The sequence below is a fragment of the Streptomyces sp. NPDC058741 genome, assembly GCF_042746715.1.
In the GTDB taxonomy this organism is placed as follows: Bacteria; Actinomycetota; Actinomycetes; order Streptomycetales; family Streptomycetaceae; genus Streptomyces.
In genome coordinates this window covers 80,815-94,017 of record NZ_JBHYQH010000006.1, presented here as the reverse complement: position 1 = coordinate 94,017, position 13,203 = coordinate 80,815, and the positions used below count along the sequence as shown (strand labels likewise).

At 72.2% G+C, this 13,203-nt stretch carries 14 protein-coding genes and 2 pseudogenes; 7 read left to right on the top strand and 9 right to left on the bottom strand.

Annotated features, from left to right (window positions below):
- Window positions 1-17 precede the first annotated feature (17 nt).
- Window positions 18-401 (top strand): hypothetical protein, encoded by a 384-nt coding sequence (locus ACFW6P_RS07115; protein ID WP_386347160.1) that lies wholly within the window; start codon window positions 18-20, stop codon window positions 399-401.
- A gap of 7 nt (window positions 402-408) precedes the next feature.
- Complete coding sequence (locus ACFW6P_RS07110) at window positions 409-738, top strand: DUF4031 domain-containing protein (RefSeq protein ID WP_386347158.1); 330 nt, start codon at window positions 409-411, stop codon at window positions 736-738.
- Window positions 739-750: 12 nt separating this feature from the next.
- On the opposite strand, the gene ACFW6P_RS07105 is transcribed toward ACFW6P_RS07110, so the two are convergent.
- The 7 genes and pseudogenes from ACFW6P_RS07105 to ACFW6P_RS07075 all read right to left on the bottom strand — a co-directional run bounded on the left by ACFW6P_RS07105 (window position 751) and on the right by ACFW6P_RS07075 (window position 6,531).
- Complete coding sequence (locus tag ACFW6P_RS07105; protein WP_386423167.1) at window positions 751-1,587, bottom strand: recombinase family protein; 837 nt, start codon at window positions 1,585-1,587, stop codon at window positions 751-753.
- Window positions 1,500-2,252 carry a TetR family transcriptional regulator gene (locus ACFW6P_RS07100; RefSeq protein WP_386423108.1) on the bottom strand — a complete coding sequence of 251 codons (753 nt, stop codon included), beginning with the start codon at window positions 2,250-2,252 and terminating at the stop codon, window positions 1,500-1,502. The genes ACFW6P_RS07105 and ACFW6P_RS07100 overlap by 88 nt, the downstream gene beginning before the upstream one ends.
- A 152-nt stretch (window positions 2,253-2,404) precedes the next feature.
- Window positions 2,405-2,758, bottom strand: a complete 354-nt coding sequence (locus ACFW6P_RS07095) for a putative quinol monooxygenase (RefSeq protein WP_386423165.1) — start codon at window positions 2,756-2,758, stop codon at window positions 2,405-2,407.
- A gap of 207 nt (window positions 2,759-2,965) precedes the next feature.
- Window positions 2,966-3,880, bottom strand: a pseudogene (locus ACFW6P_RS07090) (Tn3 family transposase); the annotation flags it as partial.
- Between the two features lie 96 nt (window positions 3,881-3,976).
- Complete coding sequence (locus tag ACFW6P_RS07085; RefSeq protein WP_386423164.1) at window positions 3,977-5,047, bottom strand: GNAT family N-acetyltransferase; 1,071 nt, start codon at window positions 5,045-5,047, stop codon at window positions 3,977-3,979.
- 33 nt (window positions 5,048-5,080) lie between these two features.
- Entirely contained in the window at window positions 5,081-5,743 is a 663-nt protein-coding gene (locus tag ACFW6P_RS07080; protein ID WP_386347152.1) for a hypothetical protein, read from the bottom strand.
- 110 nt (window positions 5,744-5,853) lie between these two features.
- Window positions 5,854-6,531, bottom strand: a complete 678-nt coding sequence (locus ACFW6P_RS07075; protein WP_386347150.1) for an alpha/beta hydrolase — start codon at window positions 6,529-6,531, stop codon at window positions 5,854-5,856.
- A gap of 260 nt (window positions 6,532-6,791) precedes the next feature.
- Between ACFW6P_RS07075 and ACFW6P_RS07070 the strand changes: the two genes are divergently transcribed.
- From ACFW6P_RS07070 to ACFW6P_RS07060, 3 genes are all read left to right on the top strand, one after another.
- Window positions 6,792-7,265, top strand: coding sequence for a hypothetical protein (locus tag ACFW6P_RS07070; protein ID WP_386347148.1), 474 nt, complete (start codon window positions 6,792-6,794; stop codon window positions 7,263-7,265).
- Window positions 7,192-7,872, top strand: a complete 681-nt coding sequence (locus ACFW6P_RS07065) for a maleylpyruvate isomerase family mycothiol-dependent enzyme (protein WP_386423107.1) — start codon at window positions 7,192-7,194, stop codon at window positions 7,870-7,872. The genes ACFW6P_RS07070 and ACFW6P_RS07065 overlap by 74 nt, the downstream gene beginning before the upstream one ends.
- A gap of 108 nt (window positions 7,873-7,980) precedes the next feature.
- On the top strand, window positions 7,981-8,673 hold the full coding sequence (locus tag ACFW6P_RS07060; protein WP_386347144.1) for a copper homeostasis protein CutC: 693 nt from the start codon (window positions 7,981-7,983) through the stop codon (window positions 8,671-8,673).
- 18 nt (window positions 8,674-8,691) lie between these two features.
- Here ACFW6P_RS07060 and ACFW6P_RS07055 read toward each other — a convergent pair whose 3' ends face one another.
- A complete protein-coding gene (locus tag ACFW6P_RS07055) occupies window positions 8,692-10,725 on the bottom strand; it encodes a HelD family protein (RefSeq protein ID WP_386347142.1) in 2,034 nt (677 codons plus the stop codon).
- 343 nt (window positions 10,726-11,068) lie between these two features.
- Here ACFW6P_RS07055 and ACFW6P_RS07050 point away from each other — a divergent pair.
- Window positions 11,069-11,131: pseudogene (locus ACFW6P_RS07050) on the top strand (dihydrofolate reductase); the annotation flags it as partial.
- 179 nt (window positions 11,132-11,310) lie between these two features.
- The gene (locus tag ACFW6P_RS07045; RefSeq protein WP_386347140.1) at window positions 11,311-11,502 is read left to right on the top strand and encodes a hypothetical protein; all 192 of its coding nucleotides are present in this window, start codon (window positions 11,311-11,313) and stop codon (window positions 11,500-11,502) included.
- A 15-nt stretch (window positions 11,503-11,517) separates the two neighbouring features.
- On the opposite strand, the gene ACFW6P_RS07040 is transcribed toward ACFW6P_RS07045, so the two are convergent.
- Window positions 11,518-13,158, bottom strand: a complete 1,641-nt coding sequence (locus tag ACFW6P_RS07040; protein WP_386347138.1) for a DNA repair helicase XPB — start codon at window positions 13,156-13,158, stop codon at window positions 11,518-11,520.
- Window positions 13,159-13,203 lie beyond the last annotated feature (45 nt).

The following is a 13,203-nucleotide window of genomic DNA, read 5'->3' as shown; positions in this document are numbered from 1 at the left end:
TGCGCACAATGGAGGGCATGGCCCCGATCAACCCCCTGGAGCAGACGCTGCACGCCGCGCGTGCCCTCGTCCTGGCCGACCTCGTCGCCGGGCGGGTCGCCGACGCGGACGTCGTGTCCCTCGTCGAGGAGTCCGTCACCCAGCGGCGGTGGTGGGTCGAGCAGTGGCCGGACGGCGCGCCCTTCGTGGCCGGCCTGGTCGCGCAGGACGTCCAGGACGCGCTGCTGGAGCGGTACGGGCGCTGGCCGCTGTGCCCGGTGTGCGGCACCGGCGAGCCGCACGCGCTGGACGTGGAGCCGGAGCTGGGCCCCGACCCGCACTGGGTGTGCAGCGAGGCGGGGGTGAAGGTCGCGGCGGTCGGGTCGCTGAGCGAGGCCCTGGGCGGTCCGGCGTCCTCATGAGGCCCGAGTGACGATCTACATCGACCCGCCGGCCTGGCCCGGCCACGGCCGCCTGTGGTCCCACCTCGTCAGCGACGTCTCCTACGACGAGCTGCACCGGTTCGCCGAGCGCCTCGGCGTGCCCCGCCGCGCCTTCGAACGCGACCACTACGACATCCCCGCCGAGCGCTACGCGGACGTCGTGCGGGCCGGTGCGGTGGAGGTGAGCAGCCGCGAGGTGGTGCGGCTGCTGCACGGGGCGGGGCTGCGCCGGCGCAAGGGCCGGCACCGGGCGGATCAGGCGCGCGACGGGCGCAGTTCCGGCCTCGGGGAACATCGTTACAGCGGTTATCGGTGAGAACGATCATGGTTAGGGTCTGAGGGTGCTGACCCGGTTCTCGTACTCGCGGCGGGCCTTGCGCTGGGCCGGGACTGCCGGGAGGCCCTGGCCGCCGTCGAGCGGCTGGCAGCGGGCGAGGAGCCCTCGATGTACGGCGGGGACGGCACTGACGCGCAGGGTGTAGCCCTGACCGCGCCGTACGGTCGTCCCCTGGTCGAGCGCGGTGCGCGCGGCGGGCTCCAGCTCGGTGGTGCGGAGGTGGTCGGCGATCTCACCGGGCATGTCGAGGGTGACCGGCAGCTCCGGGGCGGGCGCGGGCTCCTCGCTGGCGGTGTGGTCGGGCAGGAGGTCGGCGACGACAGTGCGAATCGCGCCGCGGCTGACGCCGTGGTCGCGGGCGAGGGCGGCGATGGAGCGGCCTTCCAGGTACGCGGTGCGTACCCCGGCGGTCTTCGTGGCCGCGACGGCGGGGCGGCGTCCGCCCTTCGCGCCCTTGGCCCCGGCTGCGCGCAGCCCGTCGTAGGTCAGCTCGCGCTGGAGGTCACGCTGGAGTTCGCCGGCGGCGGCGAGGGTCTGCACCATGAACTTCACAGTGGACAGCAGCTCGCCGGTGCGCGGGTGTCGGGCGGTGAGGTCCATCGCGGAGAACGCGCCGTCGTGGATACGCAGGGCGAGACGGTCACGGTGGAGGACGTCGAGCACGTCGAGGATGTGCTGGTTGCCGCGCACGAGGCGGAACATCTCGGAGATGTGCACGGTGTCACCCGGCCGCCCGTACGTCAGCAGCTCGCCGAACTTCGGGCGCTGGAGCGGGTGGAGGCGGCTGGAGGTGCCCGGGTCCTCCTCGAAGACGACCGGGTCCTCGATCCCGGCTTCGGCCCCGGCGTCTCGGGGGTCTGCTGTCGTCGGAGGGTTCCGTTCGTGCGGGGGAGGAGGCGTTCGACGGCTGTCACCAGAGCCGCCCGGCGCGCGGCGGAGGTGCCGTCGGCCTGCGGCGCGGCGGCGGCGATCTCCGGCTGGTCCACCCAGGTGGTGGCGATCTGGTTGATCAGGGCGAGGACGTCGACCGGTTCCCGTGCGGGGTCGAGCAGGCCGGCGCGCTGGGCGTCGCGGAGCTGGTCGATCTTGCGGGCGATGGTTGCCTGCATGAGGTCGGCGGCGTCGGCGGACGCGGCGAGTTCGAGTCGGCCCCAAGTGATCAGGCGGTAGTGGTCGGGGTGCGCGGTGAAGTGGTCGAAGAGGATGCCGGCGTAACCGGGCAGGTCAGCGGTGTCGAGCCGGGTAGCTTCGACGAGCGCGGTCGGTTCCTCTTCGGCGACGTGGCGGTAGAGGGCTTCCTTGCTGCTGAAGTGGGCGTAGACGCGTTCCTTGCCGGTCTCGGCCTCCTTCGCGATGCGGTCCACGCGGACGCCCGCGATTCCGTGCCGGGCGAACTCGTCCCTGGCGGCGGCGATGATCCGCAGGCGGGTGTCGGCGCGGGCGTCGCCGGCCGTGGCGCCTTGGGCGCGGCGGGGGGTGGGGGAACGGGGCATGGGGACACTAGGCGAGCGAACCGTTCGGTTTGGCGGGCATCCGTGCAGGTCTTCCGCACGTGGGTCGAAGGGCCGGGCGGGATTCGCCGGCAGTGCTGTACCCGCCTCCGGTGGGACCGGGGCGGGTACAGGAAGCGGGCCGGGCCCGTGAATCAGCGGCTGATGCTGCGGAAGGGCTTGAAGTCGGTGCCGGAGCCGCCGAGGAAGGTGTCGCGGAACTTCTGGGTCAGGTTGCCGACCATGGTCAGCTGGATCATCTCGGCCGCCTCGGCCCAGTCCTTCTGGCCGTCGGCCGTCAGCTCCATGTGCTTCCAGACGGCCTCCTCGTTCTCGTAGTGCTCGTGCTGGAAGTACGTCCCGTCGGGCGCCTGGAAGATCTCGTAGCCCAGGACGTAGGGCTCCTGCGCCTCGGTGACGGGCAGAACCTTGCGCTGGTAGTCCTGGAAGCGCTCCTCCATGCCCGGCTTGACCCGGTAGTGGAACAAGGCGTACACGACGTCGCTCATCAACTTCTCCTTGCGGTGTGGATCATTCGGCCGGCGCGGGAAGGCTCCGGCGCAGCGGTGGCGGCGGAGCGGGCGTTCCGCGAAGACGACGGTCCCCGGGGCGGGCCACGACGACGACCAAACCAAACTGTTCGGTTCGACTCTAGGTCGACATCCCCCGCGCGTCAAACCGAACAGTTTGGTTCGATGCACTCCGTGGGCCTGTGGCCGCTGGTCGTCCAGGTCGCGCAACCGTGGGCTGAAGTGGTGGCCGAGGATCTTGAACAGGCCGAACACCATGTCGGAGTAGGAGGCGTCGTCGGTCGCCACCCTCTCCGGCTTCACCCCGCCGTCGAGGTCCAGCAAGGCGTCCAGGATGTGCAGGGAGTCGCGCGGGGCGCCGGGCACGACCATCTGCCCGATGCCCGCGACCTGGTCGTTGACGGCGTTGAGCCAGGTGATGCCGCGCTTGAACCCGAAGTACTCCGGCGACGGGGCGGCGTTGATGGTGCGCACCGGCACCTGGAAGCGCAGCCCGTCCACGGAGGCAAGCAGGCCCTCGCCCCAGTAACGCACGATCGGGATGCCGGCCCGGGCGGCGATGAGAGCTGCGTTCGCCGCGGCGGTGGTGTCGGCGCGCAGGGAGTACTGGTCGACCTGCACGAGCCGGGCCCGGGTCAGCGCTTCGTAGCCGGGGTTGACCACCGGAGCCAGGCCGATGTTGCACACCTCGGAGACCAGCGGCGCGACCACCGAGGTGGGCAGGTCCTTCATCCGGGTGGCGTCCTCGTAGGGGTGGTCGCCGCAGGCGTCCCGGATCTGCCACGCGTGGTCGTACAGCGTCTGGCGCCGCTCCGTGTACCGCTTGACCACCGACGGGTCCTCGATGCCGAGCTGCACGGCCAGGTGCTCGACCACCGGCCACGGCACCGCGAGCGGGTCCTCCAAAAACAGGCCGACGTACCGCACCGTGCACATCCGGAGCGCGAACCCGAACCGGTGATGCTCCGTCCTCCGCAGGGCGATCAGGTCCCGATCCACGTCATCCAGGAAGAAGAACCGCGCCGGCTCGGGCCTCGTCGGCTCCTCGGCGAACGTCCCGTGCGCCTCGGCCCGCTCATCACTCGGAAATGCCACCGGCACGAGCCGGAACGTAGCCGGCCCCGGACCAGGCCCGGAGGCGTTCCACCGAACCCCAGCGGCGAAGTGGATCACCGTGCCGGACGGCCATGATCGTTCTCACCGATAACCGCTGTACCGATGTTGGCCGAGGCCGAGTTCGTAGGCCGTCTGCTCGGGGTCCTCGGAGACGACCCGGAACCCGGCGCGGGTGAGGACGTTGTGCGACGGCCGGTTGCCCCGCTCGACGTGGGCGACGACCGTCCGGACCTCCTCCCGCTCCAGCGCCCAGGCGGTCAGCGCCCGCAGCGCCTCCGTGGCGTACCCGTGGCCGCGGGCGCCCTCGACGAGGTCGTAGCCGACCTCCACCCGGCCCGACGCGTCCGGGACGCCGTGGAAGCCCATGGCCCCGATCGCACGGCCGTCCTCACGGCGGACCAGGGCGTACATGCTCCACTCCGGCCGGTGGACGCCGTCCTCGTACTGCTTGTACACGAGTCCGGCGCCGACCCGGGTGCCCTCGGCCGGGCCTCCCTCGATCCACTCGAAGCCGCCGCCGCCGACCGTGGAGAGATCGGTGGCCGCCGCCGGGGTGACGCCCTGGAGGGTGAGCCGTTCGGTCCCGATCAACAGGTTGTTGCTCCACCGCCACGCGGTGACGGGCGCCCGCCCCGGCAGCTCACCGCGCCCGGTGGCCCACAGCAGGGTCCGCCACGGCGCCGGCCCGGGCTGGACGTGCGGGAAGATCCGGCCGAGCACGAAGTCGCACAGCTCGGCGTCGGCCTCGTACGGCACGCCGAGCCCTTCGGCGATGTCGTGGGTGTGGAGCAGCACCTCGGCGACGCCCATGGCGGCGAACCCCTCCCGGTTCGCGCTGCGGAACGGGTACGGGTGGAAGGCCCGCACCTCGCGCGGGGTGGTCCGGATCGCGGCGGCGAGCAGGGCCCCCATCGCGCCGATCACCCGCAGCGCGTCCGCGTCGCCGGCCGCCTCCTTCAGAGAGATCGCGAACGGCGTGGACCCCTCGGACCGCCGCCCGGCGAGCGTCCCCGCGTAGGAGATCAGGTCCTGGGCGATGTGCACCGCCGTCTCCCGGCAGCTCCACTCCAGCCGCCCGGCCCGCGCCCCTTCCCAGTCCCGGTCGGTCACCGCCCCCAGCACCCCGACGCACTCGGCGACGGCCCGCTCCACCTGTTCCGCACCCGTTGGCCACATGGGGGCAGGCTACGAGGGACCCGCTGCCCGAAGCGACAGCATTTCCAGCTCGGCGGCCAGGTTGTAGCGGGCGGTGGCCTCCCAGTGCTCGGACCCGTAGGGCGTCCGGAACAGCCGTGGCAGCTCCAGCAGTTGCCGCAGGACCGCGGCACGGCCCTCGCGGAAGGCCTCGTCGGGGACGAAGTGGTACTCCTCGCGCACCGCGGCGGTGTACGCGGCGTACGCCGACGGCGGGGAGGCGAGGACCGCCAGGTCGGCGTCGCACAGGACCTGGCCGTCGGGGTCGTCGTCGGCGGGGTCGTGGGTGACGGTGAGCCGGACCAGACGGGCCACGTCCGCCGTCTTCGCGCCGGGGACCCCGGCCTCCGCGAGGGCCCGCTCGGCGAGCCGGGCGGACCGCTCCTCGTTCTCGGAGCGGTCCGGCAGGTAGACCGCGTCGTGGAACCAGGCGGCCAGCCGGACCACGTCCGGGTCGTGCGCGTGCTCCTGCAGGAGATCGACGCGGTCGAGGACCGCCGCGAGGTGCTCCACCGTGTGGTAGCGGCGCTGGGGCTCCCGCCAGCGGTGGAGCAGCCGGTCGGCGTACGGCCCCGCCGCCGGCCCGCCGTCCGGCCCCCGGACCGCGTCCAGGGTGCGGGCGAAGCGGCTGCGCAGGGTGTCGAGATCGGGCATGGGGTCATTCTCCCGCCGACGGGGTGGTGGCACCCAGATGATCTATGCCAGGAGGTGGTGTGCGGTGGTTCGGCACTGACGTGGAAGGCGAGCGTGGAGCCGGGCGGCTGTCACGCCCCGGTTCGGTATGCCTCCAGGCGGTCGGCCAGTTCTGTGGGGTGGCCGAGCATGGGGCAGTGGTCACCGGGCAGTTCGTCGGGTGTGATGCCAAGACGTTCCCGCACGATCCGGCGCATGTACCCGGCGGGGAAGAAGCGGTCGCCCCGGGACAGGAGGAACTTCGTGGCCACATCCGGCCACGCGGCCAGTGGCCATGGCTTCATGAACGGAGTGGCCGACTGCGTGCGCGTGTGTTTCTTGGCCTCGGCGACCAGTGCTGGCGGGGTGTCGTGGTGGAACAGGGCGGTGTCGTCGTCAGGGTCCCTGCCGTCGCGTTCGTCCTGTTCGCGCCTGGCGTGCTCGTAGCCGGTGTTGCCCCACCACTGGCCCGGACTCTCGCCCGGTGCCGGGATCTGCGCCTGCAGCATCACCAGCAGGTCCACCGGCACGCGGTCACACACCAGGGGGGCAGTGAACCCACCGAAGGAATGGGCCACCAAGATCAGGCCGGCGCGATCACCGATGGCGTCGACCACGGTGTCGGCGTACTCGGCCAGCCCGGCCGAGTCGTCGTCGCACGGCAGGTCCACCGCCACCACGTCCTGGCCCCGCCCACGCAACTCGGCCTCCAGCAGATGCCAGTACCACGGGCCGGACGCGGCACCGGGAATCAGCACATACGTAGCCATCGTCAGCACCCTCTCGGTAGCAGACACGGTGTCTCGACGTCCTCGCGCCGCCCGTCGAGGTAGGGCGAGCGAACGTCCCACCGCCGGGCCGGAGTTGTCCCCGCACCCGGGAGGAATTGTTCCACGCGGTGATGAGGCGAGGGCATCCATGATCCTTGTGTGACGGGCCATCTGGACACCCTCGCGACCGCACCGTACGGCCTGCCGGTCGCGTTCGCGCTGACCCGGGCAAGGCCGACGAGCGCGAGACGCCGCTGGCCATGTTCGAAACCGAGCCCGAACCGCTCGCAGATCGGCCCGGTCGGACGTCGATCGGCGACAAGAACCATGTCGGGCAGGACTTCGAGCCCCAACGCGCGGGGGACGGGCACATCCGGCTGCTGCGGCCGACCCGCAAGGGTGAGGCCGAGCGGGCCGGTTCGCGGTTCTTCAGGCCGTTGCGGCAGGTCATTGAGTCGGTCAACGAGTCGTTCAACGGCCGGCTCGGCCTTGAACGCCACCGGGGCCGCACTCCCGGCGGCGTGGCCGTCCGCGTGCTGCAGCGCATCCTCGCACCGACCGCCGCCATCTGGCACAACGACCGCACCGCACAGCGGGTCATGCGGGCGTTGACCGCCCATGACCACGGAACCCTTGGAATCGATCACCTAGCGTGGGCGCATGACGACTCCTGCCGATGTGCACGACGTACGGGACCCCGAGCAGCCCGGCCGGCTGCTCGTGATCGAGCGTGACGCGCTGATCCCGCTCCTGCGGGGCCGGGCCGGGGAGGACTTCGCGCGGCCCGTCGCCGCGTGTCCGGGCTGGACGGTGCGGGACGTGCTGGCGCACTGCTCGGCCGCGCTGGCGCGGGTGGTGGAGGGCCGGTTCGAACCGGACGTGTTCTCGCCCGAGTCCAACGACCGGGACATCGCCGAACGGGCCGACTGGGACCACGCGCGGATCGTCGACGAGCTGGAGCGCGGCATGACCGAGGCCGGCCCGGTCATCGCCGCGGCGGACGGCAGGCTGGACGTCCTCGCCCTGGGCGAGTGGGTGCACGCCGGGGACGTGCGCGAGGCCTTCGGGGAGCCGGGGGCGTACGGCGGGGCCGGGCTGCCGGACGCGCTCGCGCTGCTCGCCCGCGTCACGCGCGAGCGCGGGCACGTGCCGCTGCACGCCGACCTCGACGACCTGGACGAGCCGCTGCGGCTGGGGCAGAGCGGCGGGGAGCGGCCCCCGGGCCGTTTCATCGGGGACGGGCCGACCCTGGTACGGCTGTACGCGGGGCGGACGGTGGACGGGGCGCCCGCGTTCGAGCTGGCCGGGGTGGAGGCGAAGGAGCTGAACGTCTTCGGGTGAGGGCCCGGGCCCGGAAGGGGGCTTGGGAGGCGGCGAGCGTGGGCAACGTAGTCTTGATTGGACTAGACCTGTCGCCGTACGTCGACCACCTGCCGTCGAAGGGGCCCCATGAGCAAGCGTGCAGTCCTGGAGGTGATCGCCCTCGGCGTCGAGGACGCGGTCGCCGCCCAGGCGGGAGGCGCGGACCGCCTCGAACTGGTCACCGACATGGCGGCAGACGGGCTCACCCCGCCGGCCGCGACCGTCGCCGCGATCCGCGGCGTCGTCGACATCCCGCTGCGGGTGATGCTGCGGCTCGCGGACGGCTTCGCCGCGGGGGACGTCGAGCGGCTGGTCGGGGTGGCCGGAGAGCTGCGGGAGGCCGGGGCCGAGGAGTTCGTGCTCGGGTTCCTCGACGCGGACGGCTCCGTGGACCTGGCGGCGGTGGAGCGGATCGCCGACGTGCTGGACGGCTGCCGCTGGACGTTCCACCGGGCCATCGACCGCGCGGCCGACCGCGGCGCGCTGCGCAAGCAGCTGGACGGCATGCCCGGGCTGGACACGTACCTGACGGCCGGTTCGGCGGCCGGGGTCGACGACGGACTGCCCGTGCTCCTCGCCGAGGCCGGCCGTTCCGGCGAACCCGGCTACGAGCAGCGGTTGCTGGTGGGGGGCGGACTGCGGCTCGACCATGTGCCGGTGCTCCTGAAGGCCGGGCTGGAGGGCTTCCACATCGGCGGCGCGGCCCGCCCCGGAGGCTGGGCCGAGCCGGTGTCGGCGGAGGCGGTGGCGGAGTGGCGGGGGGTGGTGGACGGGGCGTGAGGGGTACGGCGCGCGTCCTCAGCCGAGCAGTTGGGGCGGCAGCGGTGCCGTGTGGGTCACCGTCAGTCCCGACACCGCTCGCGTGAGCGCCACGTACAGGCGGCGCAGGCCCGTGCGTTCGTCCGGTTCGCCGTCCACCACCGCCCGGGGTTCGTCCAGGACCACGTAGTCGTACTCCATGCCCTTCGCGAGGGATGCCGGGACCAGGGTGAGGCGGGTGTGACGGGTGGTCTCCTCGCCGGGGGACAGGTACGGGATCCCCGCCTCCGTGAGGGACCCGGCCAGATCCGGGACGCGGGCGTCCGCCGCGATCAGGCCGATCGAGCCCTCGTGCCGCAGGGAGTCGCGGCAGGCCTCGACCACCTCGGCGGTGCCGGTGACCGGGCGCACCTCGAAGCGGCCCGGGTTCTCGCGGATCGACACGACCGGGGTGAGGCCGGGGGCGATGTGCGGGAGCAGGCGGGAGGCGTAGGTGATGACGTCCGTCGGCACGCGGAAACCGGCCGTCAGTTCCTCGATCACGGCGTCCCGCTTGCCGAGGTGCGCCAGGGCCTCCTCCCAGCCGCGGGTCGCCCAGGGGGTGGTGCCCTGCGCCAGGTCGCCGAGGACCGTCGCGCTGCCGGTCGTGCAGCGGCGGCCCACCGCCCGGTACTGCATGGGGGAGAGGTCCTGCGCCTCGTCGAGGACGACGTGCCCGAGGGAGTGGGTGCGCTGGATCAGGTCGGTGGCCTCGTCGATCAGGACCGCGTCGGCGGGCGACCACCTGGCCGACCTCACCCCGCGCGCCGGCTTCGTCCAGAGGATCGCCTTGCGCTCGTCCTCGTCGAGGACGCCCTCGGCGTGCTCGGCGAGGAACTCCGCGTCCGACAGCAGCCGCAGCACCAGTTTCGCCGCGTCGACGGCCGGCCAGATCGCCTTCACCGCCGCCTTGACCGCGCTGTTGCGGGCCACCGCGTCCTGCACCCGGTCGTCGGGCGCCTCACCCGAGCGTTCCATCTGCACCAGCACGGCGTGCGCGATGCGCTGCGGCAGGGCCTCGCGGGCGGCGCCGTAGCGGATGTCGCGGTCGAGCAACTCGCGGACGATGACCTCCAGTTCGTACGCCGGGACGCGCCAGCGGCGTGAGCCGCGCACCACCACGACCGGCTCGGTGGGCATCGTGACGTGGGAGTACAGGGCCCGGCGCAGCACCCGCGCCATACGGGCGTCGCCCTTGACGACCGCGGCGGCCGCGTCGTCCGTGGCCTTGATCTCGACGTGCGCGACCAGGTCCTCGACGGTGGCCTGCTGGACGGTCAACTCGCCGAGAGCGGGGAGCACTTGCTCGATGTAGTGGAGGAAGGAGCGGTTCGGGCCGATGACGAGTGTGCCGGTGCGGGCCAGGCGCTCGCGGTGGGCGTAGAGCAGGTAGGCGACCCGGTGCAGGCCGACGGCGGTCTTGCCGGTGCCCGGGCCGCCCTGCACGCACACCGTGCCCGAGAGGCCGGAGCGCACGATCTCGTCCTGCTCCGGCTGGATCGTCGCGACGATGTCCCGCATCGGACCGACACGGGGCCGCTCGATCTCCTCCTGGAGCAGCTTGCTGGTGCGGGCCGCCTCGGCCGGGTCGGAGAGGTGCTCGTCCTCGTACGCGGTGAGGTCGCCGCCCGTGTAGCCGAAGCGGCGGCGCAGCGCGATGCCCATCGGGTCCTTCTTGGAGGCCCGGTAGAACGGCTGGGAGACGGGGGCGCGCCAGTCGATGACCATGGGGTCGCCGTCGTGGTCGTGCACATGCCGCCGCCCGATGTAGAAGCGTTCGCCCTCGGCCCGTTCGTCCTTTGGCGCGTGCAGATGGTCCAGCCGGCCGAAGAACAGCGGGGTGTCGCTCAGGTCGGCCAGCGCCTCGATGCGCTCGTCGATCTGGCGGGCCAGGACTTCGGCGTTGACCCAGTTCGCGGTGACGTCGCTGATGTCGAGCGCCTCCACGTCCTCGCGCATGGCACGCAGGGCGGAGCGGGACGCGGCGAGGTGCGAGCGCTCGCGGGAGAGCGGATCGGCGGCGGGTGTGGACAAGGGGGTGCCTCCGGAGGGACCTGCTGAGGAGTCGGCGGTGAGATGCCGGCCGGTTTCCGTCCGGTCGGCGGCACTCCGGCGAGGGAGGCGGGCAAGAGCGGAGATCCTAGAGGAGCGGGGGTGTCGAGCGCGAACGGTTTTCCCGCCCCTCAGGGGACGGACCCTCCTCCCCCAGGGCTACGGATCGGCCCAGGGGCCTTGTGCGGGGCCATGAGGCATCAACCGCTCGACGCCCGCCTCGGCGTCACCGCGACGGCGAGCGCAGCCTTTGCGAGAGCGACAGCTCACGACACGCTCTTTTGGGGCGCCCGAAGCAGAGGAGAGCCCGTGGGGCAAGGTAGTCATGTACAGCTCGGTTTCGGTGGACGGCTTCGTCGCGGACGAGAGTGATCACCCCGGACCGCTGCTTCGGGGCCTACGACGCGACGCCGCGCGGATCCAGCGAGCCGACCCTGCGCCCTCCGGCCACTGGTGGCTGCCGGAGAGGGAGAACGCCTGCGGCACCCGCATCGGCCCACGCGGGCCACGGCCGGTTCGGCCCCGAGACCGACGCGGGCCTTATGGGCCGAAACGCACCATGGAGACATGAGCGCAGCAACCGTCCACCCCGCCCCCGCACCGGGCCGCCCGTCCGGTGCCACCGCTGTGACCGGCAACCACCGCCACCGCCTCGGCGACGCCCTGCGCGCCCTCAAGGTGTTCGCGGGTGCCGCCTTCGACGTGGTCGTCCTCGGTCAGTACGGGGAGGAAGTCGGCGTGGTCCGCCGCCACCGGTGAACCGGCCGGTTCCCCTCAGCTCTCCGCGAGCAGCTCGTCCGCGTCCATGATCCGGTACGCGTAGCCCTGCTCGGCCAGGAAGCGCTGGCGGTGGGCGGCGAAGTCCTGGTCGATGGTGTCCCGGGCCACCACCGAGTAGAAGTGGGCCTGGTGGCCGTCCGACTTGGGACGCAGCACCCGGCCGAGCCGCTGCGCCTCCTCCTGGCGGGAGCCGAAGGTGCCCGAGACCTGGATCGCGACCGTCGCCTCCGGCAGGTCGATCGAGAAGTTCGCGACCTTGGACACCACGAGCACGCTGATCTCACCCTCCCGGAACGCGTCGAACAGCTTCTCCCGCTGCGCGTTCGACGTCTCGCCCTTGATCACGGGAGCGCGCAGGTGCTCGCCCAACTCGTCGAGCTGGTCGATGTACTGGCCGATCACGAGGATCTGCTGACCGGCGAAGCGGCGCACGATCGCCTCCGTGACCTTCCGCTTGGTCGCGGTCGTCGCACAGAAACGGTACTTCTCCTCCGTCTCGGCCGTGGCGTACGCGAGCCGCTCGGAGTCGGTGAGATTGACCCGGACCTCCACGCAGTCGGCCGGCGCGATGTAGCCCTGCGCCTCGATCTCCTTCCACGGGGCGTCGAACCGCTTGGGGCCGATCAGGGAGAACACGTCCGACTCCCGGCCGTCCTCACGGACCAGGGTGGCGGTGAGGCCGAGCCGGCGGCGCGCCTGGAGGTCCGCGGTGAACTTGAAGACCGGCGCGGGCAGCAGGTGCACCTCGTCGTAGACGATCAGGCCCCAGTCCCGCGAGTCGAACAGCTCCAGGTGCGGGTAGACGCCCTTCCGCCGGGTGGTCAGCACCTGGTACGTGGCGATCGTGACGGGCCGGATCTCCTTCTTCGTCCCGCTGTACTCGCCGATCTCGTCCTCGGTGAGCGAGGTGCGCCGCACCAGCTCGTGCTTCCACTGCCGGGCGGAGACGGTGTTGGTGACGAGGATGAGGGTGGTCGACTTCGCCCGGGCCATCGACCCGGCCCCGACCAGCGTCTTCCCCGCGCCGCAGGGCAGCACGACCACACCGCTGCCGCCGTGCCAGAAGTTCTCCACGGCCTGCTTCTGGTACGGCCTGAGCGCCCAGCCGTCCTCGGCCAGCTCGATGGGGTGCGCCTCGCCGTCGACGTACCCGGCGAGGTCCTCTGCCGGCCAGCCCAGCTTCAGCAGCGTCTGCTTGATCTGCCCGCGCTCGGAGGGGTGCACCGCGACCGTGTCCGGGTCGACACGGGCCCCGACCAGGGGCGCGATCCGCTTCGACTTCAGGACCTCCTCCAGCACCGGGCGGTCCGTGGTCGTCAGGACCAGGCCGTGCGCGGGGTGCCTGGAGAGGGTGAGGCGGCCGTAGCGGTCCATCGTCTCGGCGATGTCGACGAGCAGCGCGTGCGGCACCGGGTAGCGGCTGTACTGCACCAGCGCGTCCACGACCTGCTCGGCGTCGTGGCCGGCCGCGCGGGCGTTCCACAGGCCCAGCGGAGTGACGCGGTAGGTGTGGATGTGCTCCGGCGCCCGCTCCAGTTCGGCGAACGGGGCGATGGCCCGACGGCAGTCGCCGGCCTGCTCGTGGTCGACTTCCAGGAGCAGGGTCTTGTCGGACTGGACGATTAGGCAGGACACGCATACCTCCACGGATAGGATTTCCAGCCTGACAGACACCGCACC

What these genes read in the sequence shown, in the direction of transcription:
- ACFW6P_RS07115 (WP_386347160.1), top strand. Translation starts at nt 18, where the DNA reads ATGGCCCCGATCAACCCCCTGGAGCAGACGCTGCACGCCGCGCGTGCC.
- ACFW6P_RS07100 (WP_386423108.1), bottom strand. Translation starts at nt 2,252, where the DNA reads ATGCCCCGTTCCCCCACCCCCCGCCGCGCCCAAGGCGCCACGGCCGGC.
- ACFW6P_RS07095 (WP_386423165.1), bottom strand. Translation starts at nt 2,758, where the DNA reads ATGAGCGACGTCGTGTACGCCTTGTTCCACTACCGGGTCAAGCCGGGC.
- ACFW6P_RS07080 (WP_386347152.1), bottom strand. Translation starts at nt 5,743, where the DNA reads ATGCCCGATCTCGACACCCTGCGCAGCCGCTTCGCCCGCACCCTGGAC.
- ACFW6P_RS07075 (WP_386347150.1), bottom strand. Translation starts at nt 6,531, where the DNA reads ATGGCTACGTATGTGCTGATTCCCGGTGCCGCGTCCGGCCCGTGGTAC.
- ACFW6P_RS07070 (WP_386347148.1), top strand. Translation starts at nt 6,792, where the DNA reads ATGTTCGAAACCGAGCCCGAACCGCTCGCAGATCGGCCCGGTCGGACG.
- ACFW6P_RS07065 (WP_386423107.1), top strand. Translation starts at nt 7,192, where the DNA reads ATGACGACTCCTGCCGATGTGCACGACGTACGGGACCCCGAGCAGCCC.
- ACFW6P_RS07060 (WP_386347144.1), top strand. Translation starts at nt 7,981, where the DNA reads ATGAGCAAGCGTGCAGTCCTGGAGGTGATCGCCCTCGGCGTCGAGGAC.
- ACFW6P_RS07045 (WP_386347140.1), top strand. Translation starts at nt 11,311, where the DNA reads ATGAGCGCAGCAACCGTCCACCCCGCCCCCGCACCGGGCCGCCCGTCC.